Below are 20,940 nucleotides of genomic sequence, written 5' to 3'. Positions count from 1 at the left end.
GACAGACCCCTTGGCTCAAACGAGCCAGAGGGTCTGTCCCCCTGGCTCATTTTTGATATAATATGAAGTTATATACGTTATTGGCGGTGATTTGGAGAGTGAAGAGTGTTAAGGTTAGTGATTTGGTTGAGAAGTTTTCGTTGAAGGTGCTGGCTGGGAAGGATAATCTGGATAAGCTGATCACTCAGTCCAGAGTGCACAGGCCGGGCTTGGAATTTGTGGGGCATTTTGATTTTTTCCCAACAGACCGGATTCAGATTTTGGGAAGGAAAGAGATCAACTTTTTACATAAGCAGACAGAAGAGGAACGGAAAATACGGATTGGCAATATCGTCAACTATCATCCGCCATGCTTTATTGTAACAACAGGTGATAAGGGGCTGACGTACTTAAGGCATTATTGCAATGAGTACGGCATACCGCTGCTGACAACTGAAATTCCTGAAACGACTTCAGATTATATCTCTCAATTAGATGCTTATCTGGTCAAAGAGCTGGCAGAGGAAACCTATGTTCACGGAGTTTGTGTGAATGTGTATGGAATGGGGATCCTGCTGCGGGGGAATTCGGGAGTGGGGAAGAGTGAAACAGCTCATACGCTGATTGGCCGGGGACACAGGCTTGTGGCAGATGATATTGTCGTGCTGAAAAAGCTTAGCCCGCAGACGCTCTTAGGGACGCATGATGAAAAAACAAAAGAGTTTCTGGCCCTCCGCAGTGTTGGGCTGATCAATGTTGTCCGCTCTTATGGACTGAAGGCATTCCAGAATGAAACACGGATTTCACTGGATATTCAACTGACGAAATGGGAAAAGAATTCGTTGAACAATGATTTGGAGCATCAGCCTGATTTCACGGAATATCTGGGCGTTAAAGTGCCATCAATGGAAATCCAGCTTCAGCCAGGCCGTGACGTGGCCGGGTTGATTGAGGCAGCTGCGAACAACTGGTATTTGAGGCAGCAGGGGTACAGCGCTGCATCGGATTTCATGAGCAGGCTGGATAGTGAATTTTAACTGTTTAAAGAAGGGCCTTGCGGGGCTCTTTTTTTGTGCTTCTTTCCTGCTGCATAAATAGAGCGGGGGAAAATGAAACATTACAGCTTTTGTTTCGTCTATAATAAAGATGAATTATTTGGAAATTATGGTTTTATTCATAGTCCTGATGTTTTATTAGCAGGCTGCTGTGGTGTTGGAGCATTGCTTCGGGGGGAAATAATTTGCGATTCATTTTAGCTGTTCCATTATTAATAATGGGGAGCTTTTTAATAAGCATCACCGTAGATCGTTTAGGCAGCACCGGCAATTTTATCATGCACGCAATGGGTGTGGCCATTAATTTATTTGCTGTCTTTTATATATGGAAAAGAAAGCCGAAGCTGGAGGGGAAGGATGATAAGAAATAATATTCGGGCTATTGCCATCTGTGTGTTCAGGAAAAATGACTCTATACTTGTTGCTGAGGGATTCGACAAAGTTAAGCAGGACTATTTCTACCGTCCGATTGGCGGGGGAATCGAGTTTGGCGAAAAAAGCACTGAAGCGCTGGAAAGAGAAGTGTTCGAGGAAATTGGTGCAAACGTTAGGAATCTCATTCATTTAGGCACCCTTGAAAATATCTTTACCTACAATGGGATTCCCCACCATGAGTTCGTTTTTGTCTATGATGGGGAGTTTGTTGATCTATCCTTCTATCAAAAACCATCTTTTATGGGTCTTGAGGATAATGGGGAAGAGTTCAAGTTAATGTGGAAGCCTATCAATGAGTTTCGGGATAAGGGATTACGGCTGGTCCCTGAGGAACTATTAGCGCTGATTCAATAGACAGGGGGAGTAAGGTTGAAAAAAATACTCTTGTTATTTTTTTCCTTGATGTTTTTAGCTGCCTGTTCGAAAGAAGTGAACCATTATGACTACAGATTTGTCGGGGAAAGCGGCCATTGGGAAGCGGAGTACGTATTTAAAGGAACAGAGGTGTGGGACGAGAAAAATGGAAGACGCTCATACTCTAACGAAAATAACGATGAATTCTTTTTAGAGTATAAAGGGCCTTTAGAAGAGCTTTCATCCATGAAAAAAATAGAGTACTCTTATGAAACGTCAGCAGGGAGCGGAAGCGGCGCAACAAAATTTGATGCACCGCCGACGAAAAAGGTTTTTAAAAGCGGCGGATCTTCGGAGAATAGCGGCATAGTGAATGAGGATGATATTATCAAAGTTTATGTAAAATGGGATAATGCCGAGGAGACTTTTGAATTGCACAGAGAAAAGCAGTAGACTTTTAAACTTATAAAAGAGAGGTTCGGGTTAATGTCTGTAAAAAAGCGTTTCTTCATTGGAATAGCCATTGCGGCTGTTTTCTCCTTCATTTGGCTTCTGCCTGCACGGGGGAGCGAGGCACAAATTGCTAATGAGATTGCGAAAAAAACAAACGGAGCCAGCATAGACCATATCGATATGATTGATAACCATCTATCCGTTGCTTTCCTGCACACTGCAGCAGGTGAGGAAAGGGAAATGTATTTAGAGAGGTCGTTATTTTCTTGGGAGGCCAAAAAAGAGTTTGCCTTTACACCGGAAGGAATACATGACCCGATTCACCTTGCCTTCTTCACTTCGCCATTTACAGGTGAAGAAGAATACAACGCTGTGATTCTCAGGGTATTTGATAAAGAAATAGACCGTGTTGAAATAGTAAAGGGAGATCAAACTATTCACAGCTTCAAGCTTCTTACTAAAGCTGCGGATGAAAAGTTTGGACTATTCAGAACAGATAGCGATGAAATCTATGATGCTGAATATATTGCTTACAATGCAGAAGGAGAAGTGGTTTTTAAGAACAAGTTATCTTAAAGACCTGTCCCTTTGTCCTAAAAAGGAGGCTCGCATCGTTTTAGGATGATTACTTTTGGAGAAAAAATTGAGAAAATAGAATATACCAGCAGACCGGCTGTCTACGGACTGTTTCTTCACCCGGAGAATGGGAAAGTCGCTGTCATACAGACCGGGGACGGAAAGTATTTTCTTCCCGGCGGAGGAATAGAGGCCAGGGAGACGCATGAAGAATGCATGAAAAGAGAGGCTCTTGAAGAAATGGAGACCGAGATTGAACTCGGTCCTTTTCTGGGGCAGGCACAAAGATATTTTTACTCTACCAATGAATACAAATACTATTTGAGCCAAGGGTATTTCTACTTATGTGAAATCGTCAGGCAAATAAGCCTGCCGCTGGAAGAGGACCATACGCTGATATGGCTGGATCCTTTGGAAGCTGAAGCAGGTCTGTTTCATGAGCACCAGGGATGGGCAGTGAAGGAAGCGTTGAAAATACATAGTTTAAGTAAGGGGGAAAGCAGATGATTTACCGCAGAAAAAGCTATAAAGTGGATGAAAGCATTGTAGAAGATTTCAATCTTCATTTTAATCAGACGCTGCTGCCGGCCCAGCTGAAATACGGGTCAAGGCTGGTCGGAAGATGGATGGGACAGCCGGCAGAAGGGGCAGTCGAAATCTTTGCAATATGGCAATATGACAGCCGTGAAGCATATGAAAACATTGAAAACAATGTGAGAAATGATAAAGAGCACGTCCAGCGTGTGCAGGATTGGTTTGAGAAAATGGGCGGTAGGGAGAATCTGGGCAGGATATTTTTTAAGGTGGATGAGGACTTTTTGGAGACTACGGTACCTGAAGGAAATACGATTCTTTCATGCTAGTAATAAAGATCATTTCCAAGTTGCGAGGAGAAAAAGGCAGTGAAATCAAAAATAGAAAATGTTATTAGGGATTTACTGGACAAGAGGATTATTGATTTAAACGAACCAGATATCAACATGCTTAAAGGAACGACTGAAGGAATTGTGTATACTTTAGCTGAAAATACTGTGCCGAAGTATGTGATAAAGTATGACCGGCCGCAGGAAATTGAATACGTGGAACGGTTTCTTCAGAGCTGCCGGAATGTCAGCCTCCTGCCTGAATGGCTCTATACAGATCCTCAAAAAGAGTTTATCGTCTACTCTTTTATAACGGGAACCACCCATTATAATCGCGGCTTGAAGAAGGACTGGATGAGAACCCTGGCGAAGGAAGTATTGAATCATTACGAAGAATGCCATCCTGAGGAAGCATGGGGCAGGCTGGATCAGCCAAGAAAATCATGGCATGAGTTTAATAAGATTAGTGTAGAACTCGCATATAGAGATTTAGGGGATTTGCTGCCGGAGGAAGATTATTTTAAAGTAAAATCCATTGTCGAGCGGATAAGCAGGTCTGGGGAAGAAAAAAAGTACCTGCTTCACGGAGACACAGGAGTCCATAATTTTGTTTTTAATCACAGGGTTCTGACAGGAGTCATCGACCCTTCCCCGATTATTGGGCCAGTCATTTATGACTTTACCTATGCCTTCTGTTCTTCTCCGGATGATTTAAATATAGAGACATTGCTTTCTTCATTCACGCTGCTGGAGCATGTATCAATGGACAAATCGCAGCTTATTGACGAAGTTGTGGTGCAATTATATACGCGCCTTGGCATTTGTGTCAGGGTTCATCCTCAGGATTTAGAAGGATATCTAAGAGCCTGGGATTATTGGAAGTCCTTGGTTTCTTCCTGATTTGTAGGAATACAAGACATAGAGAAAGGTTTCATGTCCAAAGCTGCTCAAAGAACCAATAGGTGCAAAAAAGGGGGAAGCAAGTTGTTTCGGACGCTAATCTGTCTCTTGATTGGTTTAACGCTTTTCACTGCAGCAGGATGTGCGAATGGAGAAGAAAGCACTTCAGTTTCTGTTGACACCATTGATGCAGAAGAGGTTTTAAGGCTGGACCCTGATGCTGATATTTTTCAGTATGATGGTGTCATCTACCAAACGAATATAGATTGGGTCGAGAAATTGTCATTAAAAAAGGACGCTCAAATTGGTGAAATACAATCCAGAAATGAGAACGATACAGATTTTGAAAATGGAATGTCGAATAAGCTTCCTGTCGGTGCAAGGATATTCTCTGCTAAGGAGAGAGAAGATATTTTACTAGTGGAGTCTGAGGGGAAGGTTTTGAAGTATCTGGTTATTGTTGAGGGATAATGGAAGAGTAATGAGGTACACTGAAGTCAATTTAAAATAGGTCCAACCGGGCTTTTTTTTTTGCCCGATCTGATTCCGAAAAGCAGAAAGCAGGTGAAGGTGAATTATGGGTGAATTAACCAGGCTGTCACTTTTATGCGTAGCCATCAATCTAATCTCAAATATACTGTTTTTTCTTATAGGAGACTGGGGCGGATTCTTTACTATGCTGTTAACTTTAAGCAATCTCGTATTGCCAATGTTTCTGTCATTTACAGGCGTTCTTTTAGGAATCGGGGCTTTAGTGTTAAAAGAACCGATCATAAAATCTTTGCTGGCCATAGCAGCAAATATAGGTTACGTGTTGATCTTCTTTTCTGTTATAAAAAACTTTTAATAGAATAAAGGATGAAGAAATGAAATATTTTGTTGATGACGACCATTGGGATGTACAGGAATATAGTAAAGAATTACAGAAGCTGTTGCCCAGATTTAATAATGAAACAGCCAATTTCCTGAAAAACCATTCTTTTCATGATGGAAAGGTTGTTTCGCTGACGGTTTTAAATAAAGAGAATGGAATAACAAAGGATCCGACCGCCATTCTGATGGTCATTAAGCAGTATGATGAGACTGCAGGCACCTATGAAATACAATGGGAGAATGTCCGCAAGTTTTTCATGGACTATGATATCACGCGAAATGTTTATGGCCACAATTCCAAAAAGATTGCATTTGGCGGCAGAAATGGCCTCGATGATTGGGGATATGATGAAATCACTCCGCTGAGCAAAAAAAAAGCTGAAGCATGAGATTTTTCTGTTTTCACAGACGAAGATAATCATCCATTGCTCCAATATAAAAATTAGAAAAGTGAGAGCATAGGAAACTCCAAATATACACTTGGTCAGGAGGAAATGATGAAATCACTTGCCAGAATCTTAAAATTGCGTGATCTGGAGATTTTCCAAGTAATAAGGAACGGAAGAGTTTTAGCGTATAGCATCATTGAGGATACTCGGAATCCTTTTACAGAAGAAGACAAAAAAATGGATCCTTTATGCTTTATGGATGAAGAGGATATTAGTGAGATTTTAAATGTTTTCAGGATTGCATTGATTAGCGATAAAAAATTAAGCAAAGCTGATTCGATCACATTAAGAACATTCTTTTCGGAGTTTGTGAACAACACCCATTTGACGAATTTCATCATTCAGGAATATGTTCAAAAGGACTTGTATGAAGAGGAAGAGGTTCTTTCTAACACTAAGTAATTTTCATTATACAGAAAAAAACAGGCCCTATTTATATAGGGCCTGTCTGTATTATGCGAAGATTAAGCTTTTTGAACGTTAGCTGCTTGAGGTCCGCGAGCACCTTGCTCAACGTCAAATGTTACTTTTTGACCTTCGTCTAAAGATTTGAATCCTTCGCTTTGAATAGCAGAGAAGTGTACGAATACATCGTCTCCACCTTCGCGTTCGATGAAGCCAAAACCTTTTTCTGCATTAAACCATTTAACTGTACCTTGTTCCATTTTTGTTGCCTCCTAGTGCTGCCGCACAATGTATTACTATCCCTGCTCAAAGTATTTATATAGACGAAAAGTCATTAATTAACTTATACCGAACAAAAATAATTCTTTTTCATCATAACAGCAATCGGAAAAAATTGCAAATTATATTCTTGTTTTATTATGGCAATATTTGTTAGGTGGGATGAGTTGCTTAACCGGGTGCCAAATTTTCAATCATTTCTATAATGAATGCTATATTCTCACAAAGGAGCAGGCAGAAAGTTTTATCCGATATCGAGCTGGGTATAATTTTTTTACGCCGCTATACATAGGTTCAGCTATCTTCCTGGCAGATGAGAAAGTGAAAGTTTTTTTGAAAAAATGAGATAACCATGACACTTATCATGTATGGTATATGACAGCTGGGACTACCGCAAAGATAAAACGTTTTCTATACTTAAATTAACTAATTGAGTGAAGGAGAAACTTTTAAAAATGAACGAACAAAACCCAAGGGCTTTGAGAAAAATGGTTACTCCTTATGAAAAGTCCGATTTACAAAAAAGTATCTGGCAGATTATTAACACATTGGTGCCATTCTTCCTGTTGTGGTACCTGGCTTATAAGAGCATACCGGTCTCTTATTTCCTTACATTAGCGATTTCTGTGGCTGCAGCAGGCTTTCTAGTGAGAATCTTCATTATCTTTCATGACTGCTGCCACTATTCCTTTTTCAAGAACAGGAAGGCGAATCGGATCCTTGGCACGATAACGGGGATTCTGACGCTGCATCCTTTCGACCAGTGGGCACATGACCATTCTGTCCATCATGCCACCAGCAGCAATCTGGACAAGCGCGGTACAGGCGATATTTGGGTACTGACTGTTGAGGAATATTTGGAAGCTTCAACTAAAACCAAAATCTTATACCGTTTGTACAGAAATCCGTTTGTTATGTTCATCCTCGGCCCGATTTACGTTTTTGGCATTACAAATCGTTTCAACCGCAAAGGGGCAAAGCCCAAAGAACGGATGAATACGTATATTACGAACCTGGGAATCGCGGCTGTGGCGGGACTTGTATGCTGGGCTATCGGCTGGCAGAACTTCCTGCTCGTTCAGGTGCCGACTTTCATGATTTCGGGTACTCTCGGAGTATGGCTGTTTTATATTCAGCACACGTTTGAGGATTCTTATTTCGAAGAAAATGAGCATTGGGAATATGTAAAAGCAGCTGTTGAAGGAAGCTCATTTTACAAGCTTCCCAAAGTCATGCAGTGGCTGACAGGCAATATCGGTTTCCATCATGTGCACCACCTGAGCCCAAGAGTCCCGAACTATAAGCTTGAAGAAGTGCATAAAAACACGGAACCCTTGCAAAACGTTCCGACCATTACACTGGCAACCAGCCTTCAGTCCTTAAAGTTCCGTCTTTGGGATGAAGATGGGAAGAAATTTGTTGGGTTCAGCCATCTGGGGAAGGCTGCTAAAGCCCAGGAATCAGCACGGCTGGGATCTGATTAATTGATCGGGATATCATGATAAGAGGTTTGTACCTTGCAAAAAAGTGCTGACATGCGCAAATGATTTGTGCAGTCAGCACTTTTTTTGTTGGATAAAATGTACTTTTTACATTCTGGTGCACCACCGAATGATCGGGCAAATGAGATATGTATAGAACTGCAATTATATGGTGAATTTATTGGTAAAAAAGCAGTAAGTCTATTAAAATAAACAGGCGTAAGAATAGCGGGGAGTGAACTTTATGGCGTTGGCAAGGGAAAAAGTAACGGTAGAGGTAAACAGTAATGAGTTTGTGTGGGATCCCCAAAACGGGCTCTTTACCTTTGATGGTGCACCAGCGCTTTTATTTTGGGATTCAGCAATAGAATTATTTTTGAAAACCATTGAAGAAGTTTCTGGTGAAGATGTATCTAAAACTGTTTATGAAGCTACGGGATATCGGATGGGCCACCTGGTAACTTCTTATTATACCGGCCGAAGGGACCTCGAACAGCTCCTTGAAGAATATAGTGATATATACAGAAATGCCGGCTGGGGCAACGTCAAAATTGTTCACTATAATTTTGAAGAAAAGAGAGCAACCGTTCAGCTGACCAACAGCTGGGAGCACAGGATTTTTAATCATACAGACAAGGAAAAGGCTGGCGTATTATTGCCGAGCCACTGGGCAGGAGTCTTTACAGGCCTATTTGAACAAAAAGTCTGGTACAAAATCAACAAAAGCCAGCTGGATGGAAACGAATATGACGAAATTGAAATCTTTCCTTCTGATGTTTCACCTACAGAAAATATCTTCGAACTAGCAAGACAAAAAGAGACAGAACATATCCTGGAGCTGGAGCAAAAAGTAAAAGAGAGAACCGAAGAACTTTCCACCCTTGTGAATGAATTATCCACCCCTATTATTCCGGTATTGAAAGGAATTGTTGTCGTCCCGCTTATTGGCAATTTCAACGATGAACGACTATCCAATTTTATCGAACGTTCACTGCTTGAATTTTCCAGGCTGAAAGCCAATTACCTGTTAATTGATCTGACAGGTGTGAAAGGGCTGGACAGCTACACGATAGAAGGCATCCAAAAGCTGATTCTTTCTATCCGCTTGATAGGCGGGGAATGCTTTATTGTCGGTATTTCAGCGGACCAGGCCATACAAATATCACATTCAAACATTCAATTCAGCAAAGTACAAACCTTCTCTACATTACAGCATGGAGTAGAATATGCCATTGGGCAAAACGGTTTTGAGATTAAAGAAAAGAAGGCGTGAAGTGCCTTCTTTTTGTTTTTTTTCGACCTGGTTCCGCCTTCTGACGGCTATCTATCCACTTAAAAGAGAGCCCCGAAAAACCTGGCTGCAATCATAAGAAATCTTTATGAAGAGTCATCATATACTTGTAATTCCTTTATGGAATGAACTCAGTTAGCATAGAAATATAGATTCTATAGGGAGGGAAAGGAATGGAGGCCAAAGTAAGCATTAGAACCGCAGCTCAGGAAGACTTGGACAGCATTGTGCTCATGCTTGCGGATGATGTTCTCGGGAGTACCCGCGAAAGGTATGAGCATCCGCTTCCCGACAGCTACAAAAAAGCATTCCAAGCTATTTCATCTGATCCTAATAATGAGCTGATCGTTGCATGCAGGGGAACTGAAGTCGTTGGGGTTCAGCAAATAACCTTTACACCCTATCTCACACATCAAGGCGGATGGAGGGCTGCGATTGAAGGGGTAAGAACAGCGGCTTCAGTAAGAGGTATGGGAATAGGGTCTGAACTGATTACATGGGCCATTCAGCGTGCAGAAGAACGCGGCTGCCATCTGGTGCAGCTGACAACTGATAAAAAAAGGCCGGATGCGCTGAGATTTTATGAGCGTTTAGGGTTTAAGGCAACACATGAAGGGTTGAAGCTGAAGCTTATATAAAACAAGGCCCTCAGGCTTTTAAAAACAGCGGCCAATCCGGCAGCCGTTTTATTTATGGATTTCTAAAGTTATTCTCAATAAATTTCTCCTCATCAGCTGGCTTCAGAACCCTGTATGCCTTGCCAATCTGGCCGCCATCCATTTCCCAAAAATAATTATGATCCTCTATGATGCCAGTAAAGTCTTCGTTTCTCCACTTCGCTGCTATTTCCAGCAGCGTTTCTTTTTTTTCAAAATCACTCGATTGCAGGATGCTAAAGATTTTTTCAACATTTTCTTTGCTCATCTCGACAGCACCGGTCTTTTTCTCGGCCATGACTTTCTGATGTGTCATATAGTGCATGGTATCCATGACTTCTTTTTCAGCAGAGCTTTGGTCTACCGGGAATGTTGTAGTTGCCCCTTCCACTTTGGCAACCTGTTCAGGTGCTGCATCTGGATCCCAGGCTTCTTCAGAGGGACCGGACTCTGGCTGAGTTTGTTCTATGCTTTCATTCTGATCTGTGTTATTGGTTGTTTTCATGAAATTGACTGTGATAAAGAGAACCAGGAGCAAGGCGATGGCTGCCAATATGAAGATTATTTTTTTCATGGATGGCTCTTCTCCTTTTCTCCATTATACCACTCGGGTTTCACTGGAATGCTAATATTTGGTATTATAAAAATTGAGAGATGCATAGAAAGGGGAATCTATATTGCACATGTGGAATATCTTGAATTGATTTGTAGAATTGGATAGAGGCAGTGGGCGGTCCTTGTTGGGGGATACGTTTATTTGCTGATCTTAATTCATTCAAGGGATACATGATGCGGCCATATAAATTTCCATTGCCAGGCAGATATTGCAGGTGAAGGTGCATCTCTATTGGCATAATCATAGCGTCCCTGACCAGGAGGAATCTTCATGAAGAGTCAGGAGAAAAACGAAGAGCTGCTATCAGGAGGAAATGTTTCGAACGTTTATCGTTCTGGAAATACAGTCCGGCGCGAAATCAAGCCTGATAGTAAAAACATTCATAAGTTATTGCAGCATCTAGAAAATAAAGGATTCAACTTCGCACCGAGGTTTTTAGGCATTGATGAAAAAAATAGAGAGATCCTGACCTTTATTGAAGGAGAAGCCGGCAATTATCCTTTAAAAAAGTATATGTGGTCTAATGATGCTTTAAAAGAGATTGCAGGAATGCTTCGGCTCTATCATGATGCTGTTAGTGACTTTCCAATTGATGAGAGCTGGCAGCCGATTGATAACACCCCTCAGCCGTTTGAGGTGGTATGCCATAATGATTTTGCCGTCTATAACATTATTTTTAGCGACGAAAAGCCGGCAGGGATTATTGATTTTGACGTTGCTGCGCCCGGCCCGAGGCTTTGGGATATCGCCTATGCTCTTTACACTTGTGTTCCTTTAAGCAGACTGTACCATACGGAAACAGGTGAGGCAGTCTATTATGACCGGTCAAAGGATGCCGAACGCATAAAACAGAGGGTTGCCTTATTTTTTCAATCTTATGATATGGCTGGATTGGAAAATGGTTTTCTAGAGATGGTGCTGCTACGGGTAGATGGGTTATGCAAAACCATAAGAAGGAAAGCTGAAGAGGGAGACAGGGCGTTTCAAAAAATGATTGATGAAGGGCATCTTGAGCATTATCAGAAGGAACTTCAATTCATTCGTGCACATGGGGAAGAGTGGATCATGTGAGTGAAAAGCGCTATGCCTGGCCGGTTTAGCGCTTTTTTAACGATTATTTAAAAAGCGCTGTCACTGCTTTCATTGAAATGAAACTTACCAGCTCTCTCGTGCGTATATCCACAGTAAAGGCTGATATAAAAACGCTGGGGAGATGCCAAATGACCATCTATAAAAATGAACATGGCAAACGCACGCTGGAGAAGGATTATGAAGCGTATATAGGCACTTTGAGTTTTAATGTGGAAAGGGTATATGCGGAAACCAGCTATGGAAGGACACATGTCCTCGCTGCAGGGCCAAAGGAGGCGAAGCCTGTATTTATTTTTCAGGGAGGCAATTGCATCAATCCGATGACACTGTCGTGGTTCTCCTCATTAGCGGACAGCTATCGGATTTATGCCCCGGATACCATCGGACACCCGGGTTTCAGCGCAGAAACAAGGATTTCAGCTCAGGATGATAGTTTTCCGAAATGGGTAAAAGAGCTGATGGATCATTTCCAGATCAGCAGCTGCGCTTTTGTCGGTCCTTCTTATGGCGGAGGAATCATTATGAGGATGGCAGCCTATATGCCCGGCCTGATTGACTGCGCAGTGCTGGTGTCGCCGGCAGGGATCAGCCTTGGGCCCAAGGCCAGGATGATTAAGGATATTCTACTGCCGATGCTTGCCTTTAAGGCCTTTTCTTCGGAAAAACAGCTGGATAAACTTACAGGAGTGATGTCCGGCGGTTCTATGAAAGTGCGGGATAAAGAAATAATTGGACATGTATTCAAATATGTGAAGCTTGAACAGGATATGCCGAAGATAACGGAGCGTCATGAGTTGGCGGGATACCAGGCGCCGACCCTGGTTATAGCGGGAAAAAAAGACGTCTTCTTTCCTGAGCAGAGTCTTAACCCGGCAGCAAAAAAAATCATCCCAAATCTAACCGACTTTAAGGCATATGAAATGGGGCATTTTCCTTCTGAGGAATATTTGATTAAGATCAATAAGGATATTACAGCGTTTTTAAGTGCTTATTATTAGGAGGGGCCACATGATAAGAGGGCTCACTTTTGAAATTCCCAATGAATATGGCGGTTTCTTTTTGAGATTCTGCTGGCGCTGAAAGCTTCCATCTTTAAGTGGATGATTGCTGGTGAGGAAGGTTATTTTATAGAAAACGGAGAGCTGGGCAGAGAGCTTTTCCCGGAAAATAAAATGGTCTTGGCAGGCGGGGATCTGATGCTGTATCTCAGCCCTTACACCTGCTATCTCATTTTTGCCGACTTAAAGGCTTTTCCAAAAGGAAAGGCTGCTGATGATATCCGGACCTATAAAGATTTCTTGAAAAGTGATTGCCAAATAGCAATTCTCATTGTGGACAGCTCTTATACCGCTGTTTATTGCAAGGATAGGGAGAGGACAGAAAGGCTGTACCGTTTTTGCAGGGAGCGATTCTTGAATGCGGGATATATTACGGATGAAAATGATAGAAATGAGCTTGCTGTGTGGTGATTAGAAGCTGGATGCCTGCCTTGAAAAAGGGCAGGCATCCAGCTTTTTTTGAGCCAAGGGACCTGTCCCCCTGGCTCTAACCAAGGGGACAGACCCCCTGGCTTATTTAAGAATTATTTAAGATTTCCATAAGCCCCGGTTTAGAAATTCTCTGTACGATGTTCACAGAGTCAATTGAAGGAGGATTGGTTATGAAAGAGGGTTCTTTAAGGTTTCGGGCCGGGGGGATGGCTTTTGTGGTGTTTTCGATTTTGTTTGCGGTGTGTGTCCTGACACAGCTGTATATTGCCGGGATGGCGGTGTTTGTAAATCCGGCAAGCTGGATGAGGCATGTCAGGTTGGTCCACCTTTTTGGGTTTTCTCTCCCGCTTTTAATGCTTATCTCGGCTTTTGTTGGCAGACTGCCGCGTTCTATTTTAGTTCAGGTGCTCGGTGTGATGCTGTCGATTTTTTTGATGTATTTTACAGCGAATATAACGGGTACGCTGCCATGGGCAGGGGCGCTGCATCCGGTTATAGCGGTGATTATTTTAATTCAGTTGCTGCTGATAGTGAAGAGTGCCTGGGGATTGTTATTCCCTAACCATAAAGGGGAGGGTGGTGAATAATGAGGGGTTTTGCAGCTATGCTGCTTGGCATTGTGGGCGGTTTTATTGTTGGGATTGCGTTGTCCAGTGTAATTGGGATCATCAGCATGGGCTTGTTCAGCCTGCCGTTTGGGATTAAATATCTCCCTTATTTTACAGCGGCCATCTGTGCAGTGCTTGTACCTGTGATGGACCGCAGAAGCTTGAAGAATAAAAGATAATAGGAGGGCTGTCAGGGGAATCTTGACAGCCGGCCGCTATATATGTGGAAATTAGGATAAACTGGATCAGGAGAGCAGGTGAATAAATGTCGATAAGAAAAAGGCTGATCTTGTCCAATGTCGGGATGATTCTGATTCCGGTCCTCAGCTTGCTGCTGGTGGAGGTTATTGCCGGGTATTTCTTCTTCTATCTATTCAACGGGAAGCCTGAGGGACGGGATCTGCAGCTGTTCCTGACTGCCCGGTTTGCGGCAGTGATTGTGATCCTTGTGCTGACCAATGCAATACTGACTTATTTTGTATCAAAGAGCATTCTTGTGCCAATCCGGAAACTGTCTAAGGCGGCCGGAAAAATCAGTGAAGGAAATCTGGAATACAGTGTGAAATCCAGCAGCCGGGATGAACTGGGGCAGCTGTCCAATACATTTGAAGACATGAGGCTGAAGCTGAAGGAAGCTGAGCGCATGCAGAAGCAGTATGAAAGAAACCGACAGGAGCTCATCGCCAGCATTTCGCATGATCTGAAAACACCTTTAACCTCAATCAAAGGCTATGTGAGCGGGATTCAGGACGGCATAGCAGGAACTCCCGAAAAGCTGGAGCGGTATATGAACAAAATCAGCAGGAATGCCAATGATATGGACGCCTTGATTGATGAGCTGTTTTTATATTCGAAGCTGGACCTGGAGCAGATGCCCTTTCATTTTGAAAAAGTGAGGCTTGATTCCTTTTTTGCCGATTATATTGAGGAGCTGTCATATAAGATGGAAAGGGAAAATGGGCGTGCAGAGCTGATCTTAGAAGGGGAGCAGAGCTTTCTCGCTGAAGCCGACCGGGAAAAGCTGAACAGGGCTGTTATGAACATTACGCAAAACAGCCTGAAATACATGGACAAAACATCTAAACGGATTCAGATCAGGCTGACTTCGGGGACGGAAGATCTAGAGGTTGAAATCAAGGATAACGGGGCCGGCATCGGTAAAGAGGATCTTCCCCGCATATTTGACAGCTTCTACCGTACTGATGCATCCCGCAATTCGGCGACAGGCGGCAGCGGACTCGGCCTTTCAATTGCCAGGAAAATCATTGAAGGGCATGGCGGGAGGATTTGGGCAGCCAGTGAGCCGGGGAAAGGAACAAGCATTCATTTTACATTGAAAAAGGTGAAGTAAATGAAAAGGATACTGATTATAGAAGATGAGACGGATATTGCCGAGCTGGAGAGGGATTATTTGGAAGTGAGCGGCTTTGACAGCGATATTGCTTCCAATGGCGAGGAAGGGCTGAGGCTGGCTAAGACAAATGAATACAGCCTGATCCTGCTGGATTTAATGCTTCCGGGGATTGATGGCTTCCAGCTATGCAGGGAAATGAGAGAATTCCTGGACATCCCGATCCTGATGGTGACTGCGCGCAAGGAGGATATTGATAAAATCAGGGGCTTTGACCGGGGCGCGGATGATTATATTGTGAAGCCGTTCAATCCGAATGAGCTTGTCGCCAGGGTTAAGGCGCATACAGCCAGATATGACCGGCTGATCAGCCGCCAGCCGGAGAATCGGGAGGTACGGAAGAGAGGGCTGGTGATCGATGCCGATTCACGGCGGGTGTATGCAGATGGAGAAGAGAAGGTGTTCACGGCAAAGGAATTCGATTTGCTGTGGTTCCTTGCTTCAAACCCGGACAGAGTTTTCTCGAAGGAGCATCTGTTTGAGCGGATTTGGGGCTATGATTCCCTGGGGGATATCACGACCGTCACCGTTCATATTAGGAAAATACGCGAGAAAATTGAAAAAGATCCATCGAGTCCGGAGTATATTGAAACGATATGGGGAGTGGGGTATCGGTTTAAATGAGGGAGGGGGGAGAAAATGATGGGGCACCTTTTTTGCGCTTAAGGGTGAAAAGATTGACATAGTCTAGTTTCAAGTGACTATCTTATAATAGAGTAAAGGGAGGTGAGAAAATGACGGAAGAAAGATTTGACCGACTTGAAGGAATGCTAACGCAGCTGCTTACAAAGGTAGCCAATATGCAAACCGTTCAACAGGAGCACAGCAGGAAATTTGAGTCAATTGGTAGGAAGTTTGATGCCATTGAAAAGAAGTTTGACTACATTGATAGACGCTTTGACATTATTGGAGTAAGAATGGATAGCACTGATGCAAAAATTGATGGTCACCATAAAGAAGTAATGGACCGATTCAATAAATTGGAACTGGATCAGGACTTTATTCGGGAAAAAGCTGCACGTAATGAAAGAGCTGGAGCTTATTAAAAGGAGGCTTTCTTTATAATCTCTATTCGACACTTTCTTTACCCTCAATAAATAACTTTCTCTTGAAAGCAATACTCCTCTGTTTTGTTTCACTAAAATATATTCCTCTACAATAAAAATCAACACAGCCAATTAAGAACTACGGGGTTTTAATAGAATATAAAGTTTAATACTAGTCTAAAAAAACTCCGCCTGGCTGATGGCAGCAAGCGGAGTTTTTGTGATTCGGATCCTTAATTTTGGGCCAGGGGGTCTGTCCCCATGGCTCCTCAATTTTGAGCCAGGGGGTCTGTCCCCATGGCTCCTTAATTTTGAGCCAAGGGACCTGACCCCATGGCCCGATAAACAAAATAATCAAAATCTGCATGCAGCTTTTGACCGGATGTGTCCTGGCATTGCATGCCGACGAATGCGCCGGTGAAGAAGCCGCCTCCGTTGATGTAGTCGTCTGAGAGTTTGTAGGACTCCAGGGTGACTGGGACTTCGGTCCAGCTGTTTCCGTCGAAGGAATAGGAATAGCGGTAAGTGTTAGTGCTTACATTTACGCGCAGGTAAACATAGTCTGCTTCGTCCGGAACGGTGATTGGGCTGTCCCGGAGCGGCTGGCTGAATGTGAAGTTGTCGCAGACTGTCAAGTCGAGAATGCGGCCTTTTTCTTCATGCCAGGTGATCTGCAGGGCTGTCCAGTTCTGAGTATTATAGTAGTTTACGAGTCCGGCAGCCTGCTGGAATGTGTCAGGATTGAAGGCCACTTTTGTTTCGGCCGTAAAATTGAAATGCTGCCAGCGCCTTGCAATATGTGCTTGCGTAAATTTGGATGTTAAAGATTCCCGTCCATAAAGGCGCAGATGCCCAGGGTTGTCTTTTAATGAAACGATCTCTTCACCGAGCGGAATTCTTAGTGATTGGAAGTGAAGATTCAAAGTTTCAGAGTTGAAATCATCTTTCTCATCAAAATCTTTCTCCCATTTGACTTCCTCGATGGCTGGTCCTTCGATTTCGACAGATGGCTGATTGCCTCCGACCACATATGGCCAGTCGTTTTTCCATTCGAGGCGCTGGATGGCAGTCTCTCTTCCTAGCGGACAATAGCCGCGCGGATCGAGGAGCGCTTTATTTTCCTGCGGCAATGGGCGGCCGGTCAGGTGCACAAGGAACCATTCGTCTGTATGTGTCTGTACAATCGAAGCATGTCCGGCTTTCTGCAGCGGATTCCTTGGGTAAGGGAATGACGTGATCAGCGGATTGTCAGGATGCACTTCATATGGCCCCCACAGGTCTTTTGAGCGGGCAATGGTTGCCTGGTGATCGTATTTTGTTCCCCCTTCAGCTGTGAGGAGGTAATAATAGCCGTTCATCTTATAAAGATGAGGCGCTTCAGTCAGTTTAATATCGGTGCCTTTAAAAATGACCTCTTTTTTGCCGACAAGCTTCTGCTCCTCAACACTGAATTCCTGCAGGACGATACCATAGAAGTTATGGTTGCCGACCCGGTGATCCCACATCATGTTGACGAAATATTTCTTTCCGTCCTCATCATGGAATAAAGAAGGATCAAAGCCTGAGCTGTTCATGTAGACAGGCTCGGACCATTCGCCATCAATCTTATCGCAGGTGACGAGATAGTTGTGGCTGTCTTTCCATTGGCCGTCAACGACTTTGACATCTGTGTAGATCAGCCAGAATTTATCATCATGGTAGGACAGGGCAGGGGCCCAGATGCCGCCGGAGTCAGGATTGCCCATCATATTCAATTGGCTGAGGCGGTTGAGCGGGCGGGAGATGAGCCGCCAGTTTTTAAGGTCCTTGGAGTGATAGATCCCGACGCCAGGGAACCATTCAAATGTAGAAACGGCAATATAATAATCTTCGCCTGCACGGCAAATGCTTGGATCAGGGTTAAAGCCTGTTAATATCGGATTTTGAATGATTGTCATTGTACAGCACCTCTCCTGGATATAATTATTAGACTTCCTGTATATCGATGGTCAGGAAGTTTTCGCTTGCATAAGCGGCCGCTCCCAATGCAGCAGCATGGGTGGATAACTGGGAAAAATCAATCTTAAGATCCTTTTTGTGAGTGGAAAGCGCATGGACCAGCTTCTTCTTCAGCGGTTCCTCCAGCCACTTGGAAGAAGAGGCGAGGCGGTTGCCGATGATAACCTGCTCAGGGTTGAAGATATTGATGATATTATTGATTCCTACCCCGATGTAGCCGCCGATCCCTTCGAAAATACGGATGACCCCGGCATCCCCGTTTTCAGCCAATTCATTCAGGCTTTCAAGTGAAAGCTTCTGCCCATCCTCCGGCTGGATTTCATTCTTTGCCGCAGACTCGACCAGTGCTTTTTCAGAAGCATAAAGCTCCCAGCAGCCCTGGTTGCCGCATCGGCATACAGGTCCGCCCGTTTCAATTGTCATATGGCCAAGTTCACCGGAGAATCCATTATTTCCTTTATAAAGCTCTCCGTTTAAAATGAGGCCGACGCCAATTCCGATGCCGATGCTTACATAGATGATATTATTGGCTTCCTGTCCGGCACCGAATTTTTTCTCACCGTATGCTCCTGCATTGGCTTCGTTTTCAATCAGGATGGGAACATTGTACTTTTCTGTCATCACTGATTTCAGGTCGATATGCCGCCAGTTCAGGTTGGGGGCAAGGAGGATTTCGCCTTCCGTGCTGACGGTGCCCGGCACGCCGATGCCGATGCCGACCAGCCCGTAACGGCTTTTCGGCATTGAACCGATCAGGGTATCGACAATGTTGAATAACTTTTCTTTGATTTCGTCATAAGTCAGGTCATTAAACTTAATCAGTTCCTCGCTGCAGACTTTACCCTGAAGGTCGGTCAGGATTCCAAGAATATAGTTGACGCCGATGTCAATGCCGATGGAATAGCCGGCAACCTGGTTGAAGAGCAGCATAACAGGCCTGCGCCCGCCGCTTGAAACACCTGGCCCTGATTCAAGGATCAGGCCTTCACTGAGCAGCTCGCTCACCTGGGAGGAGACGGTCCCTTTATTCAATCCGGTCAGGTTGGCGATATCCGCCCTTGAAATAGGGGTATACTCCTGGATGGTCTGCAGAACTAACGACTTATTGCCTTTTTTTACAACATGCTGGTTGTAGGTCTGGGTCAGCCTCATTTTTAAAAGCTCCATTTCGTTTTGTTTTCCTAAGTGTACCATTTTCATTTTATATTATAAACTTAGTTTATCCGCTAGACAAACATTCTTTGAGATGGTAATCTATGTTTAGTAACAAATCTCGGTTTCAAAATAAAGAATATTGGGGGTATTTAGTTTGAGAAAGAAGAAAGCGATTACAACAGTCTTTGCCATTTTTTCCTCCCTTGCCCTGATTACAGGCTGTTCAGGATCCGACGAAAAAGCGAGCGGCGGCTCCGGTGATGAGAAAACAATTGAATTCATGCACCTTTGGCCTGAAGGAAGCTCTAAACTGCACAACGAAATTGTAAGCGGAATCATTGAGGATTTTGAAAGCGAGCACCCGGATGTGAAAGTGGACCTGGAAGTGCTGAGCAATGAGCAGTATAAAGATAAGCTGAAAGTATTATCAACTTCTAACCAATTGCCTGATGTAGGGCTGACATGGGCTGCAGGATTCCTGGACCCTTATGTAAGCGGAAAGAAATTCACCCCGCTGGATGACCTTCTTGAAGGAGATTTAAAAGATAAATTCGTATCCGGCACAGCAGAAGCATATGAAGTCGATGGAAGCACATATGGACTGCCGCTAGAATTGAACATTGCAACAGTATTCTATAATAAAGCTATTTTTGAAAAATATGGACTGGAAGCGCCTAAAACTTATGAAGAGTTTCAGAATGTAGTAGAAACATTGGATAAAAACGGCGTTGCTCCAATAGCGCTTGGAAACAAAGACCGCTGGACCGGGTCTCTATGGTATATGTATCTGGCTGACCGGATCGGCGGCGGAGATGTGCTGACAAAAGCGATCGACCGCAGCGGTTCATTTGAAGACCCTGCCCTGGTTTCAGCTGCTGAAAAGGTGCAGGAGCTGGTTGATATGAATGCGTTTGTCAAAGGCTTCAACGGTCTTGCCGATGAAGAAGCGAAGAGCATGTTCATGAACGAACAGGCAGCTATGTACCTGATTGCCACATGGGATCTGCCGAATTACACAACCAATGAAGACGTTCCTCAGGAATTCAGGGATTCTGTCGGCTACTTCAACTTCCCGACCGTTGACGGAAAAGGTGACATGGACAGCTTTGTAGGCGGTCCTGGTGTAGGATTATTCGTTGCAGAGGATTCCGATGTGAAGGAAGAAGCAAAGGAATTTGCCTCCTACTTCATCCAGCAGTGGGGAGAAAAGTCAGTGACAGATGCAGGCGTCATCCCGGCAACGAAAGTGGATGCGGCATCACTTGACCTTCCTGATATGTATGTCGATGTCCTGGAAGACCTGAACTCTGCCAGCAATATCACGCTTTTTGCAGATGTGCAGATGAGCGCAGATACAGCCCAGGTCCATTTGGATATGATTCAGTCGCTGTTTGGAAAAGAAGTGTCTCCTGAAGACTTTGCCAAGGCGCACGAAGAAGCGCTGTCCAAAGAATAAGGGTCCGCGGAACACTAGT

At 43.9% G+C, this 20,940-nt stretch carries 28 protein-coding genes; 24 read left to right on the top strand and 4 right to left on the bottom strand.

The genetic code is table 11. The features are described 5' to 3' along the window. Positions 1-98: 98 nt before the first annotated feature. The 12 genes from hprK (at position 99) to RBB45_RS12470 (ending at position 6,339) form a co-directional block, all read left to right on the top strand. A complete protein-coding gene (gene hprK / locus RBB45_RS12525; RefSeq protein WP_129613491.1) occupies positions 99-1,016 on the top strand; it encodes an HPr(Ser) kinase/phosphatase in 918 nt (305 codons plus the stop codon). A 203-nt stretch (positions 1,017-1,219) separates the two neighbouring features. Then, positions 1,220-1,405, top strand: a complete 186-nt coding sequence (locus tag RBB45_RS12520) for a serine kinase (RefSeq protein ID WP_141195042.1) — start codon at positions 1,220-1,222, stop codon at positions 1,403-1,405. Continuing rightward, a complete protein-coding gene (locus tag RBB45_RS12515; RefSeq protein ID WP_306009655.1) occupies positions 1,392-1,823 on the top strand; it encodes an NUDIX hydrolase in 432 nt (143 codons plus the stop codon). The genes RBB45_RS12520 and RBB45_RS12515 overlap by 14 nt, the downstream gene beginning before the upstream one ends. 15 nt (positions 1,824-1,838) lie before the next feature. After that, entirely contained in the window at positions 1,839-2,276 is a 438-nt protein-coding gene (locus tag RBB45_RS12510) for a hypothetical protein (RefSeq protein WP_306009654.1), read from the top strand. Between the two features lie 33 nt (positions 2,277-2,309). Beyond that, positions 2,310-2,852, top strand: coding sequence for a hypothetical protein (locus RBB45_RS12505; RefSeq protein ID WP_009791923.1), 543 nt, complete (start codon positions 2,310-2,312; stop codon positions 2,850-2,852). Between the two features lie 45 nt (positions 2,853-2,897). Beyond that, a complete protein-coding gene (locus tag RBB45_RS12500; RefSeq protein ID WP_306009653.1) occupies positions 2,898-3,359 on the top strand; it encodes an NUDIX hydrolase in 462 nt (153 codons plus the stop codon). Beyond that, positions 3,356-3,715, top strand: coding sequence for an NIPSNAP family protein (locus RBB45_RS12495; protein ID WP_009791921.1), 360 nt, complete (start codon positions 3,356-3,358; stop codon positions 3,713-3,715). The genes RBB45_RS12500 and RBB45_RS12495 overlap by 4 nt, the downstream gene beginning before the upstream one ends. A gap of 39 nt (positions 3,716-3,754) precedes the next feature. Next, on the top strand, positions 3,755-4,615 hold the full coding sequence (locus tag RBB45_RS12490; protein ID WP_224951256.1) for a phosphotransferase: 861 nt from the start codon (positions 3,755-3,757) through the stop codon (positions 4,613-4,615). Between the two features lie 84 nt (positions 4,616-4,699). Beyond that, a complete protein-coding gene (locus tag RBB45_RS12485; protein WP_129613486.1) occupies positions 4,700-5,086 on the top strand; it encodes a hypothetical protein in 387 nt (128 codons plus the stop codon). 106 nt (positions 5,087-5,192) lie between these two features. Continuing rightward, positions 5,193-5,462, top strand: coding sequence for a hypothetical protein (locus tag RBB45_RS12480; protein ID WP_129613485.1), 270 nt, complete (start codon positions 5,193-5,195; stop codon positions 5,460-5,462). A 19-nt stretch (positions 5,463-5,481) separates the two neighbouring features. Then, on the top strand, positions 5,482-5,877 hold the full coding sequence (locus RBB45_RS12475) for a hypothetical protein (RefSeq protein ID WP_224951258.1): 396 nt from the start codon (positions 5,482-5,484) through the stop codon (positions 5,875-5,877). A gap of 105 nt (positions 5,878-5,982) precedes the next feature. Further along, positions 5,983-6,339 carry a terpene synthase gene (locus RBB45_RS12470; protein ID WP_306009652.1) on the top strand — a complete coding sequence of 119 codons (357 nt, stop codon included), beginning with the start codon at positions 5,983-5,985 and terminating at the stop codon, positions 6,337-6,339. A gap of 62 nt (positions 6,340-6,401) precedes the next feature. Here RBB45_RS12470 and RBB45_RS12465 read toward each other — a convergent pair whose 3' ends face one another. Further along, complete coding sequence (locus RBB45_RS12465; RefSeq protein WP_009791915.1) at positions 6,402-6,602, bottom strand: cold-shock protein; 201 nt, start codon at positions 6,600-6,602, stop codon at positions 6,402-6,404. Positions 6,603-7,076: 474 nt separating this feature from the next. Here RBB45_RS12465 and desA point away from each other — a divergent pair, with 474 nt between their 5' ends. The 3 genes from desA (at position 7,077) to RBB45_RS12450 (ending at position 10,031) form a co-directional block, all read left to right on the top strand. Beyond that, the gene (desA, locus tag RBB45_RS12460; protein WP_101551516.1) at positions 7,077-8,105 is read left to right on the top strand and encodes a Delta(5) desaturase DesA; all 1,029 of its coding nucleotides are present in this window, start codon (positions 7,077-7,079) and stop codon (positions 8,103-8,105) included. Positions 8,106-8,346: 241 nt separating this feature from the next. After that, positions 8,347-9,375, top strand: coding sequence for an STAS domain-containing protein (locus RBB45_RS12455; RefSeq protein ID WP_306009651.1), 1,029 nt, complete (start codon positions 8,347-8,349; stop codon positions 9,373-9,375). Positions 9,376-9,566: 191 nt separating this feature from the next. Continuing rightward, a complete protein-coding gene (locus RBB45_RS12450) occupies positions 9,567-10,031 on the top strand; it encodes a GNAT family N-acetyltransferase (protein ID WP_306009650.1) in 465 nt (154 codons plus the stop codon). Positions 10,032-10,083: 52 nt separating this feature from the next. On the opposite strand, the gene RBB45_RS12445 is transcribed toward RBB45_RS12450, so the two are convergent. After that, the gene (locus RBB45_RS12445) at positions 10,084-10,623 is read right to left on the bottom strand and encodes a DUF6241 domain-containing protein (RefSeq protein WP_306009649.1); all 540 of its coding nucleotides are present in this window, start codon (positions 10,621-10,623) and stop codon (positions 10,084-10,086) included. A gap of 312 nt (positions 10,624-10,935) precedes the next feature. Between RBB45_RS12445 and RBB45_RS12440 the strand changes: the two genes are divergently transcribed. The 8 genes from RBB45_RS12440 (at position 10,936) to RBB45_RS12405 (ending at position 16,312) form a co-directional block, all read left to right on the top strand. Then, on the top strand, positions 10,936-11,736 hold the full coding sequence (locus RBB45_RS12440) for a phosphotransferase (RefSeq protein WP_306009648.1): 801 nt from the start codon (positions 10,936-10,938) through the stop codon (positions 11,734-11,736). A gap of 149 nt (positions 11,737-11,885) precedes the next feature. Further along, the gene (locus RBB45_RS12435) at positions 11,886-12,755 is read left to right on the top strand and encodes an alpha/beta fold hydrolase (RefSeq protein WP_306009647.1); all 870 of its coding nucleotides are present in this window, start codon (positions 11,886-11,888) and stop codon (positions 12,753-12,755) included. 102 nt (positions 12,756-12,857) lie between these two features. Beyond that, positions 12,858-13,226: a DUF2691 family protein gene (locus tag RBB45_RS12430; RefSeq protein ID WP_306009646.1), complete on the top strand. Its 369-nt coding sequence runs from the start codon at positions 12,858-12,860 to the stop codon at positions 13,224-13,226. 191 nt (positions 13,227-13,417) lie between these two features. Next, entirely contained in the window at positions 13,418-13,834 is a 417-nt protein-coding gene (locus RBB45_RS12425; protein ID WP_306009645.1) for a DUF6220 domain-containing protein, read from the top strand. Beyond that, positions 13,834-14,034 carry a DUF5957 family protein gene (locus RBB45_RS12420; RefSeq protein ID WP_306009644.1) on the top strand — a complete coding sequence of 67 codons (201 nt, stop codon included), beginning with the start codon at positions 13,834-13,836 and terminating at the stop codon, positions 14,032-14,034. The genes RBB45_RS12425 and RBB45_RS12420 overlap by 1 nt, the downstream gene beginning before the upstream one ends. An 86-nt stretch (positions 14,035-14,120) precedes the next feature. Continuing rightward, positions 14,121-15,206, top strand: coding sequence for a sensor histidine kinase (locus tag RBB45_RS12415; protein WP_306009643.1), 1,086 nt, complete (start codon positions 14,121-14,123; stop codon positions 15,204-15,206). Beyond that, a complete protein-coding gene (locus tag RBB45_RS12410) occupies positions 15,207-15,890 on the top strand; it encodes a response regulator transcription factor (protein WP_253616425.1) in 684 nt (227 codons plus the stop codon). Positions 15,891-16,000: 110 nt separating this feature from the next. After that, positions 16,001-16,312 (top strand): hypothetical protein, encoded by a 312-nt coding sequence (locus RBB45_RS12405; protein ID WP_306009642.1) that lies wholly within the window; start codon positions 16,001-16,003, stop codon positions 16,310-16,312. Between the two features lie 305 nt (positions 16,313-16,617). On the opposite strand, the gene RBB45_RS12400 is transcribed toward RBB45_RS12405, so the two are convergent. Together RBB45_RS12400 and RBB45_RS12395 are read right to left on the bottom strand one after the other, a co-directional pair. Further along, the gene (locus RBB45_RS12400) at positions 16,618-18,249 is read right to left on the bottom strand and encodes a glycoside hydrolase family 43 protein (protein WP_306009641.1); all 1,632 of its coding nucleotides are present in this window, start codon (positions 18,247-18,249) and stop codon (positions 16,618-16,620) included. 28 nt (positions 18,250-18,277) lie between these two features. Beyond that, a complete protein-coding gene (locus tag RBB45_RS12395) occupies positions 18,278-19,477 on the bottom strand; it encodes an ROK family transcriptional regulator (RefSeq protein ID WP_224951284.1) in 1,200 nt (399 codons plus the stop codon). 142 nt (positions 19,478-19,619) lie between these two features. Between RBB45_RS12395 and RBB45_RS12390 the strand changes: the two genes are divergently transcribed. Then, complete coding sequence (locus RBB45_RS12390) at positions 19,620-20,921, top strand: extracellular solute-binding protein (RefSeq protein ID WP_009791898.1); 1,302 nt, start codon at positions 19,620-19,622, stop codon at positions 20,919-20,921. The last annotated feature ends 19 nt before the right edge of the window (positions 20,922-20,940 follow it).

The sequence above is a fragment of the Bacillus sp. MMSF_3328 genome (assembly GCF_030733525.1).
GTDB lineage: Bacteria > Bacillota > Bacilli > Bacillales > Cytobacillaceae > Bacillus_AB > Bacillus_AB infantis.
This window is presented reverse-complemented; position numbering and strand designations above follow the sequence as displayed.